Annotated in this window: 20 protein-coding genes; 12 read left to right on the plus strand and 8 right to left on the minus strand. The window is 64.5% G+C overall.

Going from position 1 to position 24,129, the window contains the following annotated elements; all coding sequences use genetic code 11:
* Window positions 1-15 precede the first annotated feature (15 nt).
* Together WM2015_RS05865 and WM2015_RS05870 are read right to left on the minus strand one after the other, a co-directional pair.
* On the minus strand, window positions 16-2,778 hold the full coding sequence (locus tag WM2015_RS05865) for a serine/threonine-protein kinase (RefSeq protein ID WP_049725177.1): 2,763 nt from the start codon (window positions 2,776-2,778) through the stop codon (window positions 16-18).
* Window positions 2,775-3,326, minus strand: coding sequence for an ECF-type sigma factor (locus WM2015_RS05870; protein WP_049725178.1), 552 nt, complete (start codon window positions 3,324-3,326; stop codon window positions 2,775-2,777). The genes WM2015_RS05865 and WM2015_RS05870 overlap by 4 nt, the downstream gene beginning before the upstream one ends.
* A 377-nt stretch (window positions 3,327-3,703) precedes the next feature.
* Between WM2015_RS05870 and WM2015_RS05875 the strand changes: the two genes are divergently transcribed.
* The 3 genes from WM2015_RS05875 to WM2015_RS05885 all read left to right on the plus strand — a co-directional run bounded on the left by WM2015_RS05875 (window position 3,704) and on the right by WM2015_RS05885 (window position 7,198).
* Window positions 3,704-4,711 carry a hypothetical protein gene (locus tag WM2015_RS05875; protein ID WP_049725179.1) on the plus strand — a complete coding sequence of 336 codons (1,008 nt, stop codon included), beginning with the start codon at window positions 3,704-3,706 and terminating at the stop codon, window positions 4,709-4,711.
* Between the two features lie 54 nt (window positions 4,712-4,765).
* Window positions 4,766-6,106 carry a hypothetical protein gene (locus tag WM2015_RS05880; RefSeq protein WP_156200928.1) on the plus strand — a complete coding sequence of 447 codons (1,341 nt, stop codon included), beginning with the start codon at window positions 4,766-4,768 and terminating at the stop codon, window positions 6,104-6,106.
* 363 nt (window positions 6,107-6,469) lie between these two features.
* Window positions 6,470-7,198 (plus strand): DsbC family protein, encoded by a 729-nt coding sequence (locus WM2015_RS05885; protein WP_049725181.1) that lies wholly within the window; start codon window positions 6,470-6,472, stop codon window positions 7,196-7,198.
* A gap of 143 nt (window positions 7,199-7,341) precedes the next feature.
* On the opposite strand, the gene WM2015_RS05890 is transcribed toward WM2015_RS05885, so the two are convergent.
* Window positions 7,342-7,611 carry a hypothetical protein gene (locus tag WM2015_RS05890; RefSeq protein ID WP_049725182.1) on the minus strand — a complete coding sequence of 90 codons (270 nt, stop codon included), beginning with the start codon at window positions 7,609-7,611 and terminating at the stop codon, window positions 7,342-7,344.
* Between the two features lie 166 nt (window positions 7,612-7,777).
* Here WM2015_RS05890 and WM2015_RS05895 point away from each other — a divergent pair, with 166 nt between their 5' ends.
* Window positions 7,778-8,362, plus strand: a complete 585-nt coding sequence (locus tag WM2015_RS05895; RefSeq protein WP_169751111.1) for a hypothetical protein — start codon at window positions 7,778-7,780, stop codon at window positions 8,360-8,362.
* Between the two features lie 93 nt (window positions 8,363-8,455).
* Here WM2015_RS05895 and WM2015_RS05900 read toward each other — a convergent pair whose 3' ends face one another.
* Window positions 8,456-9,376 carry a hypothetical protein gene (locus WM2015_RS05900; protein WP_156200932.1) on the minus strand — a complete coding sequence of 307 codons (921 nt, stop codon included), beginning with the start codon at window positions 9,374-9,376 and terminating at the stop codon, window positions 8,456-8,458.
* 196 nt (window positions 9,377-9,572) lie between these two features.
* Between WM2015_RS05900 and WM2015_RS05905 the strand changes: the two genes are divergently transcribed.
* On the plus strand, window positions 9,573-11,642 hold the full coding sequence (locus WM2015_RS05905; protein ID WP_049725185.1) for a S9 family peptidase: 2,070 nt from the start codon (window positions 9,573-9,575) through the stop codon (window positions 11,640-11,642).
* Window positions 11,643-12,041: 399 nt separating this feature from the next.
* Here the strand turns inward: WM2015_RS05905 and WM2015_RS05910 are convergent, their stop codons facing one another.
* Window positions 12,042-13,241, minus strand: coding sequence for a serine hydrolase domain-containing protein (locus WM2015_RS05910; protein ID WP_169751112.1), 1,200 nt, complete (start codon window positions 13,239-13,241; stop codon window positions 12,042-12,044).
* A 154-nt stretch (window positions 13,242-13,395) separates the two neighbouring features.
* Here WM2015_RS05910 and WM2015_RS15820 point away from each other — a divergent pair, with 154 nt between their 5' ends.
* From WM2015_RS15820 to WM2015_RS05930, 4 genes are read left to right on the plus strand one after another with little or no spacing between them, the layout of a single operon-like run.
* Window positions 13,396-14,280, plus strand: a complete 885-nt coding sequence (locus tag WM2015_RS15820; RefSeq protein WP_156200934.1) for a proprotein convertase P-domain-containing protein — start codon at window positions 13,396-13,398, stop codon at window positions 14,278-14,280.
* Window positions 14,281-14,290: 10 nt separating this feature from the next.
* Entirely contained in the window at window positions 14,291-15,940 is a 1,650-nt protein-coding gene (locus WM2015_RS05920) for a CRTAC1 family protein (protein WP_169751113.1), read from the plus strand.
* On the plus strand, window positions 15,937-17,490 hold the full coding sequence (locus WM2015_RS05925; RefSeq protein ID WP_082169507.1) for a tetratricopeptide repeat protein: 1,554 nt from the start codon (window positions 15,937-15,939) through the stop codon (window positions 17,488-17,490). Before WM2015_RS05920 ends, WM2015_RS05925 begins: the two co-directional genes overlap by 4 nt.
* Window positions 17,491-17,523: 33 nt before the next feature.
* Window positions 17,524-18,360, plus strand: a complete 837-nt coding sequence (locus WM2015_RS05930; RefSeq protein WP_049725190.1) for a CPBP family intramembrane glutamic endopeptidase — start codon at window positions 17,524-17,526, stop codon at window positions 18,358-18,360.
* 35 nt (window positions 18,361-18,395) lie between these two features.
* Here WM2015_RS05930 and WM2015_RS05935 read toward each other — a convergent pair whose 3' ends face one another.
* The 3 genes from WM2015_RS05935 to WM2015_RS05945 form a co-directional block, all read right to left on the minus strand.
* Window positions 18,396-19,232 (minus strand): DUF6544 family protein, encoded by an 837-nt coding sequence (locus WM2015_RS05935; RefSeq protein ID WP_049725191.1) that lies wholly within the window; start codon window positions 19,230-19,232, stop codon window positions 18,396-18,398.
* Window positions 19,233-19,293: 61 nt separating this feature from the next.
* Entirely contained in the window at window positions 19,294-20,670 is a 1,377-nt protein-coding gene (locus tag WM2015_RS05940; protein ID WP_049725192.1) for a YfcC family protein, read from the minus strand.
* Between the two features lie 85 nt (window positions 20,671-20,755).
* A complete protein-coding gene (locus tag WM2015_RS05945; RefSeq protein WP_049725193.1) occupies window positions 20,756-21,973 on the minus strand; it encodes an aminotransferase class V-fold PLP-dependent enzyme in 1,218 nt (405 codons plus the stop codon).
* A gap of 127 nt (window positions 21,974-22,100) precedes the next feature.
* On the opposite strand from WM2015_RS05945, the gene WM2015_RS05950 reads away from it, so the two are divergent.
* The 3 genes from WM2015_RS05950 to WM2015_RS05960 are packed head-to-tail and all read left to right on the plus strand — an operon-like array spanning window position 22,101 to window position 24,058.
* Window positions 22,101-23,024, plus strand: coding sequence for an MBL fold metallo-hydrolase (locus WM2015_RS05950; RefSeq protein WP_049725194.1), 924 nt, complete (start codon window positions 22,101-22,103; stop codon window positions 23,022-23,024).
* A 19-nt stretch (window positions 23,025-23,043) separates the two neighbouring features.
* A complete protein-coding gene (locus WM2015_RS05955) occupies window positions 23,044-23,478 on the plus strand; it encodes a DUF3293 domain-containing protein (protein WP_049725195.1) in 435 nt (144 codons plus the stop codon).
* 4 nt (window positions 23,479-23,482) lie between these two features.
* Window positions 23,483-24,058 (plus strand): hypothetical protein, encoded by a 576-nt coding sequence (locus WM2015_RS05960; RefSeq protein ID WP_049725196.1) that lies wholly within the window; start codon window positions 23,483-23,485, stop codon window positions 24,056-24,058.
* Window positions 24,059-24,129 lie beyond the last annotated feature (71 nt).

A 24,129-nucleotide genomic window follows, 5' to 3' on the forward strand; every position in this document is an offset into this window, starting at 1 on the left:
AGAATCCGACGTCGCCTACCGGGCGGAGTTCAATGACTGAAGTTCGCGCAGTCGGATCCGCTGGGCTGCCTGCGGCGCCAGGGTACGATCCAGGATGGTCTCGGAGCGCGACAATGCGTCGCCCACAAGATCGACTCGTCCAAGACGTAGCGCGAGCTGTGCGAGTTCGAGCTCGGTCTGTGCGGCGCGTACCGAGGTGCTGCCTTGAAACTCGCGCAGCGCATCGGCCACGGTGCGCAATCGGTCCAGGTCCTCGGCCTCGCCGTTGTCGGCGGCGAGCAACCAGGCGTAGCGCATGCTTCGAACGATCTGACTGGCGCCCTGGCTCATGTAATGCCGGTATCGATCCAGCAGCCAGTCGCGATCCGGTGTCGGGCTGAGGCTTTCCACCAGGGCCCGGCTGTCGTCGGTTTCCGCGGAGGACTCGCCGAGAAAGCGACGGCGACGCTCGAAGATCTCGGCGGCACAGGCTTGTGCGGCATCGCCCTCCTGCTGGAGGCGCACGCGGCAGAGATTGTGTTCCACGCGCAGGGTGTTGACATCGTCGGGGCCGAAAATCACCTGGCGAAGCGCCAGGGACTCGCGCAGCAGCGCTTCCGCCGAGGCCAGATCCCCGCGCTGTTCCTGCAGGGAGGCCATGTTGTTCAGGGTTCTCGCCACGTCCCCGGATTCGGGCGCCACGCGCCGGCCGATCTCCAGGGCCTCCTGATAATTGGCGAGGGCCTGATCGAACTCGCCCTGGTCATGCTGGAGAAAGGCCAGTTCCTTGAGGGCGAAGAGCGTGTCCATGCTGTCATTGCCGTTGACCCGGCGGCGACCTTCCACGGCGCGTTCCATCCACTCGATGCCGGCGGCGGTATCACCGTTATCAGCCAGGGACTGGGCCAGGGGCACCATGCTGAACAGGGTGCGCGGGTCATCCCAGCCATACAGCTCGGTCTTGTTGTCGACGGCCTGTTGCAGGCGGCGGATCGCCAGCGGGTAGTCGCCTCGGCGCTGGGCGATCCAGCCCAGGTTGTGGCGCGATGAAGCCAGGCCCCCGAGGTCCGGCGGTTCCTGACTGGCGAAAATGGCTTCGGCGCGCCGGAACAGCGCTTCGGCCTCGTCGCTTCGTCCCAGTCGTTGGATCGGAACGGCCAGGGACTGGAGCGCATGACCGACCGCCAGGGCATCGGGCCCCAGAACGCGCTCGCGCAGTGCAAGGGCTTCGCGTGCTGCTGCCTCGGCCGGGGCCTCCCGGTCCAGGGCGGACTGCGCCCGAGCCAGCTCGTGCAGCAGATCGGCGCGCTGCAGAGGGTCCAGCGGTTCCGTCGATTCCAGTGCCAGGCCGGCTTCGAACTGAGCGATGGCCGCTTCTCGGTCGCCGATCTGCGCCAGCAGTTCTCCCATCGTGAAGCGCAACTGAGCATCGATGGCGACATCGCCGCTGAGTTGCGTGTTCAGTCGCTCGGCGCCGCGTTCCAGCAGGGCTCTGGCGCTGAGGTCGGCATTCCGCGCGATTCTCGGATCGGCGCCCTCGAACAGATCCGTCATCAGATCGGCCACCGCCTGCGCGGTTCTCGCTTCACGCTGGGCGGTTTCCTCGGCGAGCAGGGCGCGGTTCAGCGCGGTCTGCAGTTGCACGACGAAGAACACGGTACCGACAAGTGCGGTGGCCGCCACGGTGGCGCCCCAGCGGTGCCGTCGCAACCACTTGCGGCTGCGATAGGCCAGGCTGTCCGGCATGGCGTGGACGGGCAGCCCCTGCTGCCAGCGCTCGATGTCCGCGGCCAGCTCGGCGGCCGAGCGATAGCGCCGTTCGGGTTCCTCGCGAAGGGCCATGGCGACGATCCGGTCGAGCTCGACGTCGATGCCACTCGCGTCGCGGCGGACCCAGCTGCGGTCCGAATCTCTTGCGATGCCGCTGGGCTGCGTGCGCAGGGCCCTGTGGGCATCCTTTCTCGCCGGCTCGCCGCAGAGGATCTCGAACAGCAGCAGCCCGAGAGCGTAGACATCGGTGGCGACGGTCACGGGCTCGCCGGCCAGCTGCTCGGGCGCAGCGTAGGTCGGCGTGTAGATTCGGGTCGACGTGGCCCGGCCTGGTTCTTCGTCGGCAAGCAGCTTGGCGATGCCGAAGTCCAGCAGCACCGGGCTGTCGTCGCTGCGCACCAACAGGTTGGCCGGCTTCAGGTCACGATGGACGACCAGCCTGCCATGGGCATGATCAACGGCTCGAGCCAGGGCCACGAGCAGGGTCAGGCGTTGTTGCAGGCTCGGCTGCCGCTCTTCCAGCCAGCGGGCCAGGGACTGGCCCTCGATGTACTCCATGGCGAGGTAGCGCTGGCCATCGACGGTGCCCGCATCGAGGAAGCGGGCGATGTTGGGGTGTTGCAGGCTCGCCAGTACGGAACGTTCGCGTTGAAAAAGCTCGACGGCGGTGGCCTGATCGCTGCCGGGCACCAGCTTCAGGGCGACCTGCTGGGTCACGCCGTCGACATCGCGCTCGGCCAGGTAGACCCAGCCCATGCCGCCGCTGCCGAGGAGGCGGAGAAGGCGATAGGGTCCGAGTTGCCCGCTGGGCAGCGGCGTCGACTCCAGGCTTCGAAGGACGCGACGGGCGATGGGATCCGCCGTATCGCCCGCGCCGGTCGTGTCCGCGGGCAGCAGTGCCCGCAATTGTTCGCCAAGTTCCGGGTCCTCGGCCAGCAGCTCGTTCAAGGCCCTGGCTCGCTCCTCGGGCGCCATCTCGATCAGGCGATCGAACTGCTCGCGCAGGCCCTTCGCACCGTCCCCGCTCATTCGCTCAACGCCTGCCGGAGCCAGGCCTGCCCGAAGCGCAGGGCGCGGAACACGGAGGAGACCGAGCAGCCCATGGCTTCGGCGACTTCATCTCGTTTGAGACCGCCGAAGTAGCTCAGTTCGATGACTCGGGCGGCGTCGGCATCGACGGCTTCCAGCTGCTCGAGAGCCTCGTGCAACTCGATGATGCCGAGATCGGCCGAGGTCGCGGCCAACTCGTCGCCGAGTGTGACCTGCAGTTGGTTTCCGCCCCGGCGTTGCGCGCGCCGGGCGCGAGCCTGGTCCACGAGAACGCTGCGCATGTGCAGGGCCGCAAAGGCAAAGAAATGGCTCCGATCCTTCCAGTCCACATCGCCGCCCATCAGGCGCAGCATGGCCTCGTTGACCAGCGCCGTCGGCTGCAAGGTGACTTGTCGCTCGCCGCGAAGACGGCTCGAGGCCAATTCTCGCAACTGGCCCTCCACGAGTCCGGCCAGTTCTTCGAATGCGTCCTGATCCCCGCCTCGCCAGCGCTGCAGGCATTGAGTGATCGCGGCCGGGTCTTGCATGGAACGCCTCCGGTTGGAATCTGCCGGGCAAATCGAATTCGAGTCTTGCTCGAGGGGCGAACCAGGCCCCAGGCTCTGGCCTTCGGCCACGCAGCCTCATGCCCGGTCGGGATATCGAGAATAGCAGAACACGAAGGCCGCGCTCACGGCCGTGTATCGGGTCTTGACCGATTCTCGCCCGGTCTTCCGCTTACCCCCGTAGAACCCTATCGAAGCGAGACTCGAAGATGCTTTTTTCTGCGCGATTTCAAAGATCGATCTATGTGCTGACCAGGTCTGTAGGGGCGATGCTTCTTGTTGCTGGCTTGGCCAGCCATGCCCTTGCGGCCAATGATCGAGCCGGGGGGGCACCCGCTATCGCGGGCTGGGGCGGCGGCGTGGGGCCGCAGATTCAGAATCCTTCCTTCGAGCTGAACGGCTTCAGCGTGTACCCGGGCTACGCGCGGGACAATGGGCCTGTGATCGGCTGGACCGGGGGCGCCATCGACACCTCGGGCTTGAACCCCATCAGCGATGGACAATCCCCCTTTGCCGACAACGGCGCCATTCCCGCAGGCAGTCAGGTCGGATTCCTGCAGAGCCTGGCGCTGGTTGACGCCACGCTGTCGACGACGATCGCCGGGTTGGAGATCGGGTCGACCTATCGAGTGGTTTTTCGTGCCAATGCACGCAGCAGCGGCTCGGTGCAGATCAGGGTCCTGATAGATGGCGACACGATGAACAGCGCCTTGAACGGCGGCGCACCCCAGCCGTTTCAGATCATCGCCCCCGTTGGCGGCCTGAACCCCTATCATCGCCTCGCCTTCGTCTTTACCGCATCCGCCATCAGTCAGACCCTGACCATCGTCAACGAAGAGAGCAGTGACCGAACCGTGCTCCTCGATGACTTCCAGGTGCTGGGGGACCAGGTGTTCTCGGATCGATTCAATTCGAACGTTCTGGGATTCGATGGCCTGGCCCAGGGTCCGCTCGTTCCGGGCGTGATCAATAGTGAAGGCCCGTTCCTGATCGAGAATATCTCTGGGGATACATGGGCGGTGGAGTTCGGTGGCAACCCCGACCAAGCACTCTGGCTGGGTAGAGGAGGGCTCCCGACGGTTGGCGATACCTTGTCGATTCGCCTGACCGGTGGCGGTCGCTTTGAATTGCAGAGCCTCGACTATCGGTCCATGAGCAACATGCAGAGTGATGGCCTGGACTTGGTCGGCCTTGTCGATGGTCAGGAAGTCGTGATGTTCGGAGGGTTGAACAGCAACGTGGGAACCTGGCAGACCCTGCAGCCTGTCTTCGGTGTTTTTGTCGACGAAGTACGCCTGGTCGCAGCGTCCATCGGTGAAACCTCCTTCCTGCTTGACAACCTGGTGGTTCGACCGGTGGGTGATTGACAGGGGCTCGGTTTCCGACCGGTCCAGTCCAAGGCAGACAGGGGGCGGTACCCGATGAACCCGTGCCGCTCGACAAACGCTGAGTACCAGCCCGATACTGGCCCGCTGCAGACTCCAGGTCATCGGGGCGCCGCGGCTGTCGACCATGGTTCTGGTCGTCGATTCGAGCCTGAACGATTGAACCAGGATTTTCCGCTTACCTTGGTAGAACCCATGCTGAAAGAGACTCCGATGATCCAGGTTTCGATATTCAAGGAAGTGCGCTCGGCTTCGGCCCCGTTGCTGTGGTCGCTGGTGATCGCGCTGGGGTGGCCGGGTCCTGCTGCGGCGGGCGGTGATCTTCTCGGGGAGCAGAGCCTGAACGAGGCTCTCGGAGTCGTTGTTCCAGAGCCGCAGATCGTCAATCCGTCATTTGAAGTGGGGTCCTTCCAGATCTGGCCGGGTTATGTGGCGGACAACGGTGGCGTGTCGGGCTGGGAGGGTAGTTCCGTGGGCAACTGGGGCTTGAACCCCATCAGCAACGGGCAGTCCCCGTTTGCCGACAACGGCGCGATTCCCGATGGCACCCAGGTCGGGTTTCTCCAGAGCAGTCCAGGCGGTGAGTCGAGGCTTTCGACCCTGATGACCGGACTGCTTCCAGGGTCGAGCTATGTCGTCCGATTTCGAGCGAACGCGCGAAGCAGCAACTCGGTCCTTGTCCAGGTCGCGGTTTCCGGCGAGCTGAGGGAAATCTCCTTGAACGGAGGGCCACCGGCTCTGAGTCAGACCATCAGTCCTGTCGGTGGCTCGAACCCCTATCACCGTGTCTCACTGGTCTTCACGGCGGTCGTCGCGAGTCAGGCGCTGACGATCATCAACGGGCAGGGTGGAGACAATACGGTGCTCATCGATGATTTCGAGCTCCTTGGCGATCGCGCGTTCGCGGATCGCTTCATTGCGGTTCCGGAAAGGCTGGGATTCGAAAATCTGGCCAGCGAGCTGCTTCCTCCTGGTGCGGTTCGGAACGATGGACCCTTCGTGCTCCAGGTGCTCAGTGGGGACGACTGGGAAATCCTTCCTGAAGGAAATCCTGGTCAGACCCTGAGTACGGGCTTTCAATTCCCCGATATCGGAGACAGCTTATCGATTCGCCGATCCGATGGCGGCCGATTCCTGTTCTCGAGACTGGACCTGCGCACGCTGACCACAGAGCCGAGTGACGGGCTCGAGCTTCAGGGTCGATTGAATGGTCAGGTGCTTTTCTCCGTCGGCGGGATCAGCAGTTCCGAGCCTGCATGGCAGACCCTGGAGCCGGGATTCGACGTGGCCATCGACGAAGTGCTGCTGCGCATAGACTCGCGCGGAGCGGAAATGCTCATGCTTGACAATCTGGTGTTCGGATTCTTGAGCAATTGAATATGGCAGGGCCTTGTGGCTGCACTGTCGCCGAACATTCAAGGCAGACGCTGCAGAGGAGGAGGGCTGCAGTGAGCGATCTTCCACGCTCGTCTTGAATCGTTGATGGTTCCCTGGATGGGATCTCTCAGTAGCTTGTCCACACGGACCATCCAGGACAGATTGGTGCTGGACTTGCCATCCGACAACAGGGTACTCGTGTAATCGTGCCCTCGGACGTTGGGAGGTCGATGGCTCTTCGATTCAATTGCAGGGCTACCGGTAAATCAGCTCTCGTCCGCAACTTCGACCGTCGCCGCGGGTCACACCCTGTTGATGGGCTCGGCACCCGGCGAAGAGCCCCCGCAATCCATGGACCCTTTGATGATGAAACCGGTACACCTGCTGCTTGCCCTCGGGGCGATGCTGATCTCCCATTCCGCCCTGGCCGACGACTTCCAGCGGGTCCAGGAACGACTGGCCACCCTGGTCGGCGGCGATGTCGAAGTTTCCGTGGCCAGCACCAGGATCGATGGCATCGTCCAGGTCACCGCCGGCACCGAAGTCTTCTTCATGACCGACGACGGGCAGTATTTCATTCAGGGCCGGCTGGTTGATCTGAACACCCAGGATGATCTGACCGAGCTGGGCAAACAGGGCGTCCGCCGGCAGCTCATGCGCGATCTGGATACCTCGACGCTGATCACCTACGGGCCGACCGATCCGGACCACGAAGTGCTGGTGTTCACGGACACCGATTGCGGCTACTGCCGCCGACTCCATGGCATGATCGATGAATACATCGACGCGGGCATCGCGGTCCGCTACGCGGCCTTCCCGCGGGCCGGCATCGGAAGCTCGACCTATGATGATCTGGTGTCCGTCTGGTGCGCCGCCGATGTCAACGCCGCCATGGATCAGGCCCAGCTCGGACGCAGCCTCCCGGCACAGGACTGCGATTCACCGGTCGAGCGCCACTTCGAGCTCGGCCGGATGATGGGTGTCAACGGCACGCCCTACATCATCACCGCGAACGGCGAGATGTTCGGAGGCATCGTGGCTGCGGAGGATCTGCGTCGACACCTGGATGAGACAGGCGCTGACGGGCCCTGAGGATCGAGTCACGATCTTGCGACTGGTGAAGACCAGGGCGGCAGCCGCTTTTTGTCCGATCTGTCAGGAGTTCTGCCAGGGGCGAGGCGTCCAAGTCCAGTCTCGTGTCACTGTGTTTCGTAGCGAGGGTGAATGGCTGGCCATCATCCATCGCTGCCTTGTGGGTCCGGTCTGACGGGTCCGCGGCGTTTCCAGCCGGACCAGGCGTCGAGCCTGGATCGGTAGAGCGCCGGCCCTGCGGGATCGTAATCGGCGAGGTCGACGGTGAGGGTGCCGTCGAAGCGGTAGCCTTCCGGCCTCGGGTCGACGCGGATGGCGCGGAAGCGCACGCCGGCGTCGGCGACGAAGCGGTCGTAGCGGGCCACCAGGCGGCATTCGCGCAGCGCGTGGAGATGGGGGATCAGCAGGCTCATCGGTGCAAGGTGGTGAACGCTCGAATCAGAGTGTAGCCGGCACGCGGCAGGCATCGGGTCGAGGCGCGGGAACGCAAGGAGTAACGGGGGCTTCCTCGGGCGAGCATTCGAGGGCTCGGGTATTTGGTGTACGATTTTTCGAGCACAGCATCGTCTATGGTGCTTGTTGGGTTTTTCGCCGGCGTGCGTTGATCAGCGCTTTCAGGAGGATTCGAACATGTTTTCATCACGAATAGGGGTAACGGGTTTCTTGCTCGGAGGACTGAGCTTTCTCGTGGGGTTTGGCGTTCTGGTGGCGCTTTCGCCGCTTGCGTTTGCCGAGCAGGTGGATGCACCCGAAGGGATGTGGACGAGCGAATCGACGCGAGGCTTCGACCCGATCGTCAGATTGCTGGATGGAACGACGAAGACGGTTCAGATCGTTGATTTCCAGGCCGCACCAAGCGCCCTCGTTCCCCTGGGGGCGGAGGACGAGATGTATCTGAGAAAGATCTATATCCAGAATGGCAGCTTCAGTGACCTGAGTTTCAATACCGGCGGCGTCGGAATCAACCCGGGCGGGGATATCTGGCACTACTTCTACCTGAACAGCTATGAGCGCCAGGAACACACCTTCGACCCGCCGATCCGTATCGGCGCGGGAACGATCATCCAGACCAACCTGTCCACGGGCTCGGGGGCGGCCCTGCAGATCACCTTGCTCGGGAGCACCGACCCGACCATCTTCTTCGACCGATTCCAGCAGGACTAGAACAGCAGGGATTGGTCGGGGCCTCAGGTCTTTGGCGCCCTGGAGCCTGCAGAGCGAGGACTTGCCTCGACAGGCGGCTGCTCGTGGCGAGCGCTATTCCGCTTCGAAGCGGTCGCGGAACAGGGCGGCTCCCGGGAAGATGCTTTCCGCCAGCATCCGGAAAAAGACAGGGTAGTCGTCGGCCTGGCACGAGGGGAAGCGCAGACCTCCGGTGAGGACGCTGAGCGATTGGTGGCCGGTCCCGGGATCGACGCCCACGGGGCACAGCAGGGTGGACACGGCCGATGAAGGTGGCCAGGGCGCGGTCGACGGGCTATTCGGCCCCATGCCGATGAGGCTGTGCACGATGTAGTTGCGTGCCACCGAGGTGCCGAAGTCGGCGGGAGACAGGGCCAGCAGGTCGGCGTCGAAGGACGTCGCAGCGGCGCCGCCGCTGACGACGTTGTCCGCGTCATTGTAGCTGTCGCAGATCACTCCGTCGTCACTGACGACCAGAATCACGCGATACGCGTCGGGCTGCAGCCAGGCCTGCCAGCCGGCGGGCGCCAGCCCGAATTCGTCCGGGACGCTGCCGCCATAGGTATCCCTGAGAAGGCACCAGGCATTGTGCGAGCCCACTTCGACGCTGTACTGACGGTACAGCGCCGTGTTGCCCGGCTGTGGGGGAGGAGTTGCGCAGCCTCCCGAGGGAATGCTGCTCAAAGGCGCTTCGATGCAGACCGACTCGCTGGGCAGGTCACCGTGTCGCGCCACCATGATCACCTGAATGCCGACGTCCGCTGCGAGCAGCGGCCCGACCAGGTGGTCGTAGAGTCCGTTCTGGAGACTCTCGATTTCATCGGTCATCGAGGCGGAATTGTCGACGACGATAATCAGATCCACCGTCGGAGGCACGCCAGTGGAGGAACCGCGTTCCTGAATGCTCGAAGCCGGGGCCGCCGAGATCGCCTGGCCGGCCGCTAAGCTGCAGATCATCAGGGCGATCCAGGCCCATTCCATTCCGTAGCGTCGCATTCTCGACTCCTGACCGGCCATGTAAAGCAAGGGACTGAAGTATAAGTCTCGACCCTGCGGGCTTCAAACCAGCGGTCTGCCGCGCGCCCTTGCTGATCGACGGGCATGCCGGGTGACCCTGGTGGATGGGTGTCCGGCATGTCGATTGGCATGTCGATTACACTGGTTCATTCACCGGATTCTTCAGAGGCCTGCCATGCGTTTTTCCTTCTGCCTTGCCATCTTGCTGGTACTGATTGCTCCCGTCAGCAACGCGGAGCCGTTCAACGCCGAACACCTGGTGACGATCGACCGGATCGGTGCGCCCGTGGTGTCGCCGGACGGGCAGTCGGTGGTCTACACCCTGCGTCGGACCGACCTGGACGCAGACACGGGTCGATACGATCTCTGGATCAGTCCGGTGGCCGGCGGGGAGGCGCGGCAGTTGACGTCGCATCCTGCCAACGACACCTCACCGGCCTGGTCGCCGGACGGGCGCCACGTGCTGTTCCTGTCCAATCGCGGCGAGGCCACCCAGGTCTGGCGTATTCCGGTGAATGGCGGCGAGGCAGAGCCGGTGACCGATCTGCCCCTGGGGGTCGGTTCCTTCCGGATCGCGCCGACGGAGAATCGTCTTGTGGTCTCGATGTCGGTCTACCTCGACTGCGACGATCTGACCTGCACCGTGGAGCGCAAGGCCGCCGAGGCGAACAGCCCGATCTCCGCGAAGTCCTATGACCAGCTCTTCATGCGCCACTGGGATCACTGGCTGGACGAGACGCGATCGCAGCTGTTCTCGATCCAGCTCGACGAGGCGGGGATCGCCGATGGAACCCCCGCTCGGGTGACGATGCTCGATGCGGACATTCCCTCTCGCATCTGGGGCGGCAACGAGGAATATGCGATTTCTCCCGATGGAGAAACCCTGTTCTTCGCCGCGCGACTTCGTGACGCCAACGAGCCCACGTCGACCAATTTCGATATCTATACGACGTCGCTGGACGATTCTGGTGACGATTCTGGCGACAATCGTGGCAGCCCCGAGAACCTCACGGAAGGGAATCCTGCCTGGGACACGGCGCCCGTCGTGAGTCCGGACGGTCGCTACCTCGCCTACCTGGCCATGTCGCGGCCGGGCTTCGAAGCCGACCAGTACCGGATCGTCCTGCGCGATCTGCGCGCCGGCGACAACCGAGTGCTGACGGAGGGCTGGGATCGCTCGCCATCCAGCATCGCCTTCACGGCCGATGGGCAATCGATTCTGGCGGTGGCCCAGGATGTCGGTCACCGAACGCTCTGGCGCTTCGGCCTCGACGGGGCCGCGCCGGTCAAGCTCGTGGATAGCGGAACCGTGGCTGGGCTCGACGTGGCCGGTGAGGACATCGTCTACGCCATGAACAGCCTGGGCTCTCCGAGCGAGCTCCATGTGCTCGATACTGACACGGGAGCCAGCCGCAGAATCACCGACGTGTCCTCGCGCACCCTGGCCGGTGTGGAGATGGGCGAGTACGAGCAGTTCTCTTTCGAGGGCGCGGACGGCGCGACCGTCTACGGCTTCGTGGTCAAGCCCGTGGGCTTCGAGGCGGGGGCGACCTACCCGGTGGCATTTCTCATCCATGGTGGACCGCAGGGGAGTTTTTCGAACAACTTCCACTACCGCTGGAACCCACAGACCTATGCGGGTCAGGGTTTCGCCGCGGTCATGATCGACTTCCACGGCTCGACCGGTTATGGCCAGGCCTTCACCGATAGCATCTCGGGGGATTGGGGCGGAAAGCCGCTGGAGGATCTCCAGCTCGGCCTGGCCGCGGCGCTGGAGCGCTACCGCTTCCTGGATGGCGATCGTGTCTGTGCCCTCGGCGCCTCCTACGGGGGCTACATGATCAACTGGATCGCCGGCCAGTGGCCCGAGCGCTTCCGCTGTCTCGTGAACCACGACGGTATTTTCGACAATCGATCGATGTACTACACGACCGAGGAGCTGTGGTTCCCGGAATGGGAGCATGGCGGTCCGTATTTCAGCAACCCCGAAGGCTACGAATTACACAATCCAGCCCTCTACGTGGACCGGTGGCAAACGCCGATGCTGGTCATTCACGGAGAGCTGGATTACCGCGTGCCGGTGACCCAGGGCATCGCGACCTTCACCGCGCTGCAGCGCCGGGGGATCGAAAGCCGCTTCCTGTACTTTCCTGACGAGAACCACTGGGTGTTGAAACCGAACAACTCGATCCACTGGCACGAGCAGGTCAACGAATGGCTGCACAAGTACCTGAGCGAGAACTAGGGAGCCTCTGAATAATCCTGCTCGGGCGCGACAGGTCTTTGCGGGAGTCTCCGGCTTGGCTTGGGTGAGCGCGGTTTGGTCATTCCAAATAAGCTGGCCCAAACGAGGCGGAGGCCCCGCAAAGGCCTGTCCCTAAAGGGTTTCGCCGGAAAGGCCGCATCTCGCGCGTCGCGCCACTCGGCCGTAGCGACGGCTACTGTCACTCGCGTCGCGCCGCACGATCTGCGGCTTTTCCGACTGAAACGCGATCCGAGCAGGATTATTCAGAGGCTCCCTAGAAGTAGTCCGGTCTTCGGATCATTCCCGGACCGGCCCATGGGCATCGAGCCCATGGGTCGGACCAGGCGTCCTGGCAGATCGCTCCCAGCGGCAGTCGAGCCTGGCGTCGCCAGCCAGCGCTCAGTTCGCGGATGCCTCGCGCCGGTAGCTGCCTTCGAAGTCGCCCTGAGTCATGGTGACGGACTGCCCGTCCTCCGAGAAGGAGAACACCATCGGGGCAGCGTACATCTGCTCGAACACGAAGCGACCGTCGCCCCGGTAGGTCAGGGGTTCCTCGAATTCATTCATGACGAGCAGGATCAGCGAGCCATCCCTTTCGATGAATGCGAACGTGTCCGAGGAACCGTCCGTGGCCGCATAGATGCCTGCATAGGTGCTGGCTTCGCCCTCGGCCAGGGGGTGTTCCTCATCGCCGAAGTAAGCCTCTTCGATGCGAGACACCAGACCGTTCAGGCCTTCGGTCGTCGCGTTGGCGGTGATCGCGATCACCAGCTTCTCTTCCGGCAAGAACAGCGCGAGGGACTCGAAGCCGTCGACCATGCCGCCATGACCGTAGGCCGTGCGTGAGCCGACGGACAGCTGCTGAAGGCCCATGCCATGTCCCCCTCTCGTGCTCTGCATCAGCGACAGTGATTCCGCGGAAACGATGCTGCCCTCCATCAATGCGTTCATGAAGCGGGCAAGTTCGCTGGTGGTCGCCACGATGGAGCCCGCGCCGAAGGAGGACGAGGGATGAGTCGTGGGCATCGTGATCCAGTCCTCCTCGCGTTCGTAGGACAGCGCTTCTTGGGCGCTGCTGCCGACCTCGGTGGGATGAAAGGTGTTGGTCAAGCCCAGGGGTTCGGCGATCAATGATTGAATCAGCTCCGCATAGCTCTGTTCGTAGAGCGCTTCCAGGATCAGCGCCAGGAGGAAGTAGTTGGAATTGCTGTATCGTGCGTCCTCGCCGGGAGCGAACTCGCGGGGCAGGCGCTCGATGAGGCGCAGCAAGTCCTCCCTGGCGATCCCCTCGACGTGGTAATCCCTGAACGATGCATCACCCGTGTAGTTCGCGATGCCGCTGCGATGCTGGAGCAGGTGTTCGATGCTGATTCCTTCGGCTTCGGGGATCGTCGGAAAGAAGTCCGACAATGAAGCATCCAGCGCAAGTCTCTCCTGCTCGATGGCCCTGAAGACCATCGCTGCCGTGTAGGGCTTGGAAATCGAGGCGATCCGGTACAGGGTGTGCTGATCATTGGGTACGGACTGGGACAGGTTCGCGTAGCCAACCGATGCGTCGAAAATGGTTTCGCCGTCTTCTAGGATCACGACGCTACCCATGAAATTCGTGCGCTCCGCATAGTCCTGCAGCAGCTGAGCAGCCGTATCCTCAAAGGCTTCGGCCTGATTGGCTTCTGGAAGGGCAGGGTCATTCTCCGAGCAAGCCGCAAGCCAGAAGAGGCCTGCAACAAGGATTGAAAATCTGATCGGCGTCATGTTCGCTCTTGATCTTGCTTCTGGGGTATCCATGGTCTCAGAGCATTCCTGGGTCCACCAGGGTCGAAGGTCATGTCGGATTCCGGATCCATCGATCTGCGGAGACGGCTTTCTGTGCATCCATGCGGCCAAGGCGTGGCCGAATCAGTCGCTGGAAATCAGGGGTTTACGGGCCTATACTCGGTCGGCAGGGGTTCGACAGGAGGAGGCTTTTATGAGGAATTTGATGGTCAGCTCGCTGGGCGCGTTCGCCCTTGCCGCGCTGTCGTCGCTGGCGGTTGGCCAGACGGTAAGCTTCCCTGGCGCTGGTGTCGGGCCGATCCCTGATCGTGGCGCGGCCGGCTGCGGTCCACCGGCGGGCCTTTCCCTCAACGTGGTTTTCGCTGCCTCGGGATTGGTCGCCTCCGGCAATGAGCTTGAGGGCATCGAGGTCGATCTGGACATGACCCACACCTGGGTCGGTGACGTGACGGCCGAGCTCTATGCCCCGGACGGCGTGACCTCGCATGTTCTTTTCGGGCGCGTCGGTACGACCACGGCGACTGGCTGCGGGGACTCGTCGAACCTCGATGGGGTCTATACCTTCAGCACCAGCAGCTTCGGTGATCTATGGGCCGCGGCGACAAGTGTCGGCGGCGCGGACATCGTCCCCGATGGCCTGTTCGGAACCAGCGAGCCGGGTGGTTCGGAAGCTGGCGGCAGCTTTACCGACATGCTGGCCAGCTTTGCCAGCGTGGGGGATCTGAATGGTAACTGGATCCTCAGTGTCACCGACCAGGGTGGCGGTGATACGGGTGAGGTGCGGGCAGCGACGCTGCGATTCATTCAACCGCCGTCCGATCTGCTCTTCGACGACAGCTTCGAAGTCCTGCCGCCGCCCTGATATGGATCGATTGGCCGCTTCCCTGGCGGCAGCGGTGCTTTGCGTGCTCGCCGGAGGCTGCGCGCGTGAAGAGCCTGCGGGGGCGGCGCTCGAGGAGCTGCTGCCCGGCGATTCGGGCGTGATCTTCGAGCACCGCAACGGATCCGACGGCACTCTGTCCATCGTTTCGATCATGGGGTCCGGCGGTGCGCTTGTCGATCTGGACCGGGACGGCGATCTCGATCTCTTCCTGCGCCAGGGCGCCGTCGAGGACGGTGCTGGTGATCAGCTCTTCCGTAATCTGCTGCGCGAGACCGGGCAGCTGCGTTTCGAGCGGGCCCAGACCTTGCCTCTCGGCCCAAGCGCGCGACACGGGATGGGCGTTGCCGTCGGGGATCCGAACGGCGATGGCTGGCCGGATCTGTTTCTCACTAACGCAGGTGAGGATGTGCTGCTGATCAACGAGGAGGGCTTCCTGCGGGAGGTCGACGGTCCGTGGAAGGAGGCGCGCTGGTCGACGGCCGCGTCCTTCTTCGACGCCGATGGTGACGGTGATGAGGATCTGTTCGTGGCGCGCTACGTCGACTACAGCGACGAGGCGCCGGTCCGCTGCACCACGCCCGATTCCAGACCCGATTACTGCGGCCCCCAGAGCTATCCCTCAGCACCGGACGCGTTCTATGAAAACCGGAATGGCACGTTCCTGGATCGGAGCGTCGCGTCCGGGATCGGCGCATCACGCCGCGCCGGCCTGGGTGCCGTCGTCCTCGACATCGATCGGGACGGACGTCCGGACCTGCTGGTCGCCAATGACGCTGACGAGAACCAGGTCTGGATCAACCAGGGCGGGTTGCGCTTCGTCGATGAGGGCGTGATCCGCGGGCTGGCCGTGAACGCCGATGGCAAGCGTGAGGCAAGCATGGGCATCGCGGTGGCCGACGTGGTGGATGAAGGCGAATTCCGTATTCTGATGACGCACCTCGAATCGGAATCGAACACGCTCTATGTCGCGGATCGACCCGGGATGTTCCGAGATCGGACGAACGGCAGCGGCCTGGCGATTCCCTCGCTGCCCTACACGGGCTTCGGCACCGCGTGGCTGCACCTCGATGAGGATTCGCTTCTGGACCTGCTGGTGATCAATGGTGCCGTGTCGATCGACCGCGCCCAGCAGACGGCAGGAATCGATCCGCCCCTGCGAGAAGTCAGCCAGGCCTTTCTACAGCAGCCATCGGGTGGCTTCATCGAGCTCGAGCCGCAGCGGGCGCCGGCGCTCGCCCAGCCCATGGTCGGTCGCGGCCTCATCGTCGGGGATCTGGATGACGATGGTGATCTGGATGCGGTGGTGACGCGCAACAATGCATCGCCGATCGTGCTGGTCAACCGTCACCACTCGACGCTGCCCTGGTTCGGTCTGCGTCTTCAGCGATGGACCGGCCGGGGATGGAGCGAAGCGCTAGGTGCGGAGCTGTTGCTGAGTTTCGCCGACGGACGCCAGGCCCGGCACCGCTACCACGTCGATGGCAGTTATCTGGCCTCTGGCGATGGAAGAATCCGCGTCCGCCTCGGTCCGCAGGACCGGGTCGAGTCCATGGCGATTCGCTGGCCGTCGGGACGAACACAGACCCTCGCGCCGCCGCCCACGGGGGCCTACACGACGATCAGAGAGCCCTCGCCATGATGCGCCTGGTCACGCTCGCCTGCGTTCTGCTGCTGGTTGCCTGCGGGCAGGAGGATACGGCGACGCCATTGGCGGCCATCCCGGAGCTCGACCCGGCCGGGCTCGAGGCCGAAGTGGCAGCACACCTGGAGGAGGTCCGGGGCGCGGTCGCAACCGCCGGCCCCGATCGCGAGCAAGGAGCGGAGGCCTGGTACGAGTTCGCTCGCGTCCATCACGCCTACGGGCAGTTTCGCGCCGCTCGCGAGGGCTATCGCAATGCACTGCTGCTGCAACCGGACCTGGTCGAGGCGCGCTATCTTCTTGGCGTGACGGAGAACCGGCTTCACCGGGCTGACGCCGCCTACACAGCGTTCCTGGCCGTCGCGGGGGCCTGTGCCTCTCCGACGATCGCTTGCGGCGTCGACGCCGCCACCGTCGAACTGGCGCTCGCGGAGACGGCCTTCTCGCTGGCCGATGTCGATGCTTCCTTGGGCCATGCGCAGGAAGCGGTCGCCCTCCGCCCCGACGATGCCGCCGCCTGGGTGGTGCTGGCCAGGATCGAGCGTGAGCAGGGGCGAGTCACTTCGGCGATCGAGGCGCTGGAACGGGCGCGTTCGCTGGCGCCGGAGGCCAACAGCTTCTACGCCACCCTGGCCAATCTCTACGAACTGGTCGGGGACGAAGCGCGGGCGACGGCCGTGGCTGCCCGCCGGGGCGACCGCGCACCACTCCGCCACGATACGCTGCAGGCCTCCCTCGAAGACCTCAAGCGCGGGAGCGCCTGGGCCATCCGGCAGGCGGAGCGCGCCTTCACCAGCGGGCGGTTCGAAGAGGCCGCAGGCTTCTATGGCGAGGCCTTGGCCGTGGTGCCGGACAACACCACGGCACTCCTTGGCCTGGCGGCGGCTCGGCTTCGCCTGAACGAGGCCGAGGCGGCGATCGAAGTGCTCGGCCGCCTGCTCGCGGTCGAGCCCGCCAATGCCAAGGCCTGGTTGAACCTCGGTTCGGCCCATACGCTTGCGGGCAACGACGACGCGGCGCGCGCCGCGCTCGAGACGGCCCTGGAACGCTCGCCCAACTACCTGCTGGCGCGCATCCAGCTGGCCAGGCTGCACTGCGCATTCGATCGGCCGGACGCGGCCATCGCCGAACTGGAATGGCTATGGGCGCAGGCCGACGATCGGGCCCGCTACGCCAGGCTGGCCGCGCGCTGTCTGCTGGATCATCGGCGCTTCGAGGCGGCCGCCGCCTGGGTGACCCGCGGACTGGCGGCCCAGCCCGACGAGATCCAGCTTCTCGGCCTTCAGGTCCTGATCCAGGCCGCTGCGCCGGAGGAGGGCTTACGCGATGGTGCATCGGCGCTCGCTACCGTGCGAGCGCTGATGGAGCGCCTGCCGAGCCTGGAGCTCAAGCACCTCGAGGCCCTCGCTCTCGCCGAGAGTGGTGCGACGGAGGATGCCCGGGCGATCATCGATGCGCTTCTGCGCGTCCCCGCCATCCCCCTGGACCTGCGGGAGGAGCTCATCGTCCAGCGGGAGGCGTTTGCCAGTGGCAGGGCCTGGCGGCTCTGATATCGGGCTTGCTGGGAGTCATGATCATTGTCGATGAATACTGAAAGAACCGTTCCCAGTCTGGCGGTCTTTCCTTTTCTGGCCCTGAGTTTCTTGCTTACCTGGGGCGTGATCGGGACCTACATCTTGGCGCCACAAACCGCTCTGGACTGGTTCGGCGAGATCCATGGGGCTCACCCGCTCTTCTTTCTCGCGACCTGGTCGCCCGCCATCGCCGCTTTTCTGATTGTCTATCGGTATTCCGGCCTGTCCGGGCTTCGTGCCTTCCTCTCGCGCGTTCTGATGTGGCGCGGTTCCTGGGGTTGGGCGGCCTTCATCCTGCTTGTGCTGCCGCTGGTGTTCCTTGTCGGATCGATGATCAAGAGCGGGCCGATGTTCGCGCCTCTGCCATCGGAAGGAGCAGGAAGGGTGATCGTGGTGATGTTCATGATGCTGTTTCTCGGGCCGGTCGAAGAATTCGGCTGGCGCGGGGTCATGCAGCCGCTTCTGCAGCGTCACATGGCACCCATCTGGGCAGGCCTGATCGTCGGCGCGACCTGGGGGATCTGGCATCTGCCCGCGTTCTTCCTGGCAGGCGTGGTTTTCGTCGACTGGAGCTTCCTGCCTTTCTTCATCGGAAACATCACCCTGGCCGTGCTGGTGACGCCCATTTTCAACAGCTCGCGCGGCAGTCTGCTCTGGCCAATGCTGTTCCACTGGCAGTTGATCAATCCCTTCTGGGCCGATGCACAGCCCTGGGATACCTGGATTCTCGTCGGCGTCGCCGCGGTGGTGGTTGGGGTCCAGCGCAAGTCGATGTTCGGACGCGCCGATGCGGTGACGACTGTCATACCGGCAGCACGGACTGTCGATCGAGCGATGAAGGGCTGAGCTGATGTCGGTGGGGCTGGCGCAGGGATCGCTTATCAGCTGACTTGGGGAAAACGGATCGCCGTGACCTCGGCAAGGAAGAAGGGGAAGTAGTCGTCGGTCCCGAAGAAGTTGCCGGCCTCGACCCGGAACGGCAGACGATAGCCCTCCACTTCGCGGAAATCCGACATCCGGCCGCCGAAGGGCTGGAGCCGGTGCGTCCTGTCCGGGTTGGCGTTGCTCCAGCGCTGGAACAGCACCTGCACCGGCCGCCCTTCGGAATCCACGGTCACGTCGACGGACTGCTCCAGTGACCCATGCCGGATCGTCACGCGGGCCGTGTCCTGGTCAACGGCTTGCCAGTCCACACCCGGGCTCGGAAGCAGAGCGGCGGGGGTCCAGAAGACCGCTTCGGCCACGTACCGCCCGAACGCCGACCGCGTGTGATCCGGGTCACCGCCGAGCCGCGCCACGGGAATCACGCCGAGAATGCGAAACCTCGTCCATCGCCCCGAATCGGACCCCGAGATCGGCATTCCTCCCCGGGTGCGCATGGCCCACACGAAGCCATGCGGGCTCGCGAGTATCTGACGCGCTTCCATCGGCAGGTAGTTCGGAGCCTCCTTCGTTCCCAGGCTGAATTGCCCGCGCATCTGGATTTCGGCCACAGGCAGGAGCGGCGTGCCGGGCTGAATGGTGTAGGCAAAGTAACGGCGCGCTGGCTCGGGCAGTGCCGCCAGGCACGCCGGTTCGAAGGCGGCCGGTGCTTGGGGCTGAAACAGCGCCAGCCTGCGCCACTCGCCATCGTCGGCTCGCTGGTCCTTGATCCTGAGCAGGACCATTGCCATGGCCCCGAGGAACAGGATGATCGAGGCAACCGAAAGCATGGTCATGCGACAGGACCTCCAGCGTTCTGCGAATTCAGGCGCCGATTTCCTCGTTCAGGCAGCGGCGTCAACTGAACCCGAACATCACCGCCAGTACCAGCACCACGGCCCCCGCCGCGTACAGCTTGATGATCAGTGGCAGGCAGAAGCGGAACCAGCTGGCGTAGGAAATGCCCGCAACGCCGAGAATGCCCATCAGGATGGCGTTGGTGGGGATGATCATGTTGGTGAAGCCATCGCCCATCTGATAGGCCAGGACCGCGACCTGGCGCGGGATCTCGACCAGGTCGGCCAGTGGCGTCATCAGCGGCATGGTCACGTAGGCCTGTCCGGAGCCGGAGGGGATGAACAGGTTGAGCACGGCCTGGATCAGCATCATGCCGACGGCTGACAGTTCGGCGCCCACCATCGACAGCGGCAGGCTCAGGTAGTGCACGATCGTGTGCAGGATCTGGCCGTCTTCCATGATCAGGGCGATGCCGCGGGCGATGCCGACGAGGATGGCCGTTTCCGTGAGGTCGCGAGCGCCGTCGATGAACTTCTCCGAGGCCCGGGACGGCCCCAGGCGGCCGATGGCCGCGGCCACCAGGCCAAGCACGAGGAAGCAGGCGCCGAGTTCGTTCAGGTACCAGCCGCGCGTGGCGATGCCCCAGACGCCGACGCCGAGGGCCGCGAAGAAGGCGAGGACGATGGTGATGTGGCGGACGTCGAGCGGCGGATAGTGTTCCGGTGTCTCGGCGCCGGCCGGCGGGCCGCCCAGGGCGAGGCTGGTCGAGGGATCGCGCCGCACGCCTTCGGCATAGCGCCAGACGTGATGGACCGCGATCAGCACGAACAGCACCAGCAGACCCAGCCGCACGGGCCAGCCCGAATAGGTCGGCAGGCCGGCGATGTCCTGCGCCACGACCACCGTGTACTGGTTGAAGGCCGCGACCCCGTAGCCGACGCCGTAGCCGGCCACGACCATGCCGACGGCGGTCATGGCGTCGAGGCGCATCGCGCGACACAAGGCGACCAGGATCAGCACGAAGGGGACGTATTCGCCCGATGAGCCCACCGCGCTGGAGGCCAGGGCGAACACGAAAACCACCGCCAGGATCAGCATGCCGGGTCGATCACTGAAGCGATCCAGCAGCCGGCCGAGGAGGGCGTCGATGGTGCCGGTGGCGCGAACGATCGCCAGCACGCCGCCGATGATGAACAGGAAGAAGATGATCGGCCCGGCTTCGACGAAGGCGCGCGGAATCGCCGTAAACAACTCCAGCGGTGACAGGACCTCGCGCTCGGCGACGACCTCGTAGGAACCGGGCAGGATGCGCCCGGTCTCCGGGTCTTCGGCAAAGAAGCCCTGTGGCACCAGCCAGGTGGCGATCAGGGCGGCGACCATCAGGAAAAGCAGCAGCGCCAGCGTATGAGGAATGCGCAGGGTGGAGGTCTGGGTCATCAGGGGCGACAATGGCTGGGGACTGCCGATGATTCTACCCAGCCCGGCGCGATTTCGCCGGGTCGCCAAGCAACCACTGAGTCATTCAGGGGTTTCCTAGACCCTTCGCCATGATCTCGTCGACGGCCGCGAGCACGATCGGCACTTCCTCGATCGAATTGGGCCAGCTCGGTGACAGGCGTAGCCAGCCGTCCGGGCTGGCGCAGCTGATGCCGCGTCTGGCCAGCTGACGAGCCCAGTCCGGCGCCGGCCCTGGCGGGTGCAGGCTGAGCGTGCCCGAGCGGCCGTCGGCGTCCGGCATGCGTGCCGACTCGAAGCCTCGCTGGATCAGTTCGGGCTCGATCGCGTCGTGCCAGGCCTGCACATGCTCGAGAATCCTCGCGACCCCCAGCTGCTCGATCAGGCCGATGCTGGCTTCCAGACCGCAGGCCCCCAGGGTGTTGAAGGTGCCCGATTCGACCATGCGAGCCCCGTGCTGGAAGGGTCGATCGTAGCGGAGATGGCCAGCACCCTCGGTCAGGAAGGCAAAGGCGTCCGTATGGCTCAGCCAGCCGGCCACGTTCGGCTCCAGACGTTCGGCCGCATCCGGGTGGACGTAGAGACAGCCCAGGCCCTCCGGCCCCATCAGCCATTTGTGCGAGCCGGCGCTCAGGTAATGGATACCCATCGCCTCGACGTCGATCGGCACGATGCCCAGGGCCTGGATGGCATCGACGAAGAATTCTGCGCCGTGTTGACGGCACAGGGCGCCGACGGTCTCCAGGGGCATGCGCTGGCCGGTGGTGAACTGCACCGCGCTCATCGCGACCAGACGAATCCCGAGCCGCAACTCGGTCTCCAGGCGCTCCAGCGCGCGTTCCCGGTCGAGGCGGAAGTCTTCGGCCTGCATCCAGAGCAGCTCCAGGCCGTGGCGGCGCGCCGCCTGCTGCCAGGGTGTGATGTTGGTCGGGAACTCGCCTTCGAGCAACAGAACGCGATCGCCGCGACGCCAGGGCAGGCTCAGGGCCACGTCGAGAATGCCTGCCGTCGTGTTGGCGATCAGGGCCAGATCCTCCACCGGCGCGGACATCAGTCTGGCCAGTTGGGCACGCAGGCGATCACGGCTCTCCATCGCCTCGACGTACCAGGCCATGCCCTTGTGCGCGTAGCCGTCCATGGCGCGCAGTACGGCCTCGCGGACGGCGGAGCTCGGCGGTGAGAGCGAGGCGTGGTTGAGATAGACGCGGGTTTCCAGATCGGGAAACAGGGCTCGGCTGCCCAGCTCGGCCTGGAAGCTCTGGCCGGAGAATGCGGTCTCGTTCATCGGTCTGGAGGCGGTGGATGTCGGTCCATTGTGCCGCGGGCCGGGCGCCGGATGTTTGCCATTGATCAAATGCACCCCTCCCGACTGGCATACTCCGGAAATCAAACAACCGAAGGAGAACCGTCCGATGCATCCGAAGCGCACCCTGCTGGCAATGACCCTGCTGCTCGCCAGCCCTCTGACCTTCGCTCAGGGCATGGACGAAGTCGAGATCGGCGTCGTCGAACTGCGAGAGTCGGTGTTCATGCTCACCGGCCGCGGCGGCAACATCGGTCTCGTGGTCACGGAGGATGGTGCCTTCCTGGTCGACGATCAGTACGCACCCCTGACCGATCGGATCGTCGCAGCCGTCGAGTCCGTGACCGACCAGCCGATCCGTTTCGTACTCAACACGCATTGGCATGGCGATCATACCGGCGGCAACGAGAACCTGGCCGAGCGCGGCACCCTGGTCGTGGCCCACGACAATGTTCGCGAGCGCATGTCGAGCGAACAGGTCATGGAGTTCTTCGACCGCACGGTCCCGGCCTCCCCAGACGCGGCCCTGCCCGTCGTCACCTTCAACGATGCGATCACCTTTCACCTGGGCGAACACACGATCGAGGCGTTTCATGTGGCCCACGCCCATACGGACGGCGATTCGATTGTGCGTCTGCCTGAAGTCAACGTGATCCACGCCGGGGACGTGATCTTCTACGGCCTCTATCCCTTCATCGATGGGGAGTCCGGTGGCTCCCTGCCCGGTCTGATTGCTGCGGTGGACCGGATTGCCGAAGCGGTTGATGAAGACACCATCATCATCCCGGGCCACGGGCCGCTGATGGGGCAGCGCCAGCTCGGCCAGTACCGCGACATGCTCGCCACCGTCCACGAGCGTCTGCGCGCCCGCGTCGATGCCGGTGAGGATCTCGAGACCATCCTGGCCGCCGATATCACGGCCGAGTACGATAACTTCTGGGGTGCGGGCTTCCTGCCACCGGAGCGTTGGGTGGAGTTGCTCTACACGAACATGACCCGCGAGGCCTCGGCCGGCCACGGTCACGCGCACTGACCATCGACAACGATGCCAGATGACTGAGCGGTCGAGCCTTCCTGCGGCGCTGGACCGAGTCTATCGTTCGGCCATCTACCGGGTGTTCGGCGAATCGTACTTCGCCTTTCGGATCGACCGGTTCTCTCCAGAACTCGCGGCCTGGCAGGTAGAGCAGGGGGTTGAACAAAGCGCGTTCCTGACCGCCTGCAATCCGGCCAGCCGGCAACTGGGCGAAGGCGAGAATCGCACGCGCCAGGCCCTGCTGCTCGATGCTCTGGGCCACCTCCCCTGCATGCCGGGGCAGGGCGAAGATCCGTCCGGCCGCTGGCCCGCCGAAGCGAGTGTGCTGGTCGCCGGCCTCGATCCGGATGAGGCTCGAGCGCTGGGTCTGAAATTCGGGCAAGCCGCCGTTGTACATATCGGCCATGATGCGATTCCGCGCCTGTTGGCCATTCCGGAGACGCTAGACTGAAGCCATGGCTGAGAATCAGAACCCCGCCGGAAAGCCCTGGCACCGGCATTTCGAAACGGTCGGATCGATCACCGCAATCGTCGTCGGCGTGGCCGCGCTCTACGTCAGCTGGGACCAGGGCCGGGTGATGCGTGAAGAAGTCCGCGCCTCGGTCTGGCCCGCAGTCCAGCTCGATGGCTTCGTGTCCCGGGACGAATCGACGATCAGCGCCGGGCTCAATATCGCCAATGCGGGCGTCGGTCCGGCCTTGATCCGGCGAATTTCGGTCTTCCATGACGGCAGGCTCCTGAGCGATTTCGACGAGGTGGCGTCCAGGATGCCGGCCAATGCGGATCCGTCCAGGCAATCGGTGGCTGGCCGTATTCTCGGTGCGGGAGATCGGGTCGAGGCCTTTTCCTTTCGTTATCCGCTCGGTGAGGACCCGGCCGATGCCGTCGAACTCGAACGCGCAATGAGCCAGTCCTGGAACGTCGAGGTCTGCTACTGCTCTTCCCTGGGCCAATGCTGGATCGCCAGAACCGATGGTTCGATTCCCCTCGACGCCGAAGGCTGCGAGCAGACGCCCGGCAGCCGTCTTTAGGCCCCGTGCCAAGGACTCGAATCCCACTTTTGCCGGTTCTCGCTCCTGAATGACGGCCTGGCGGATCACTC

It is taken from the genome of Wenzhouxiangella marina, assembly GCF_001187785.1.
Taxonomy (GTDB): Bacteria; Pseudomonadota; Gammaproteobacteria; order Xanthomonadales; family Wenzhouxiangellaceae; genus Wenzhouxiangella; species Wenzhouxiangella marina.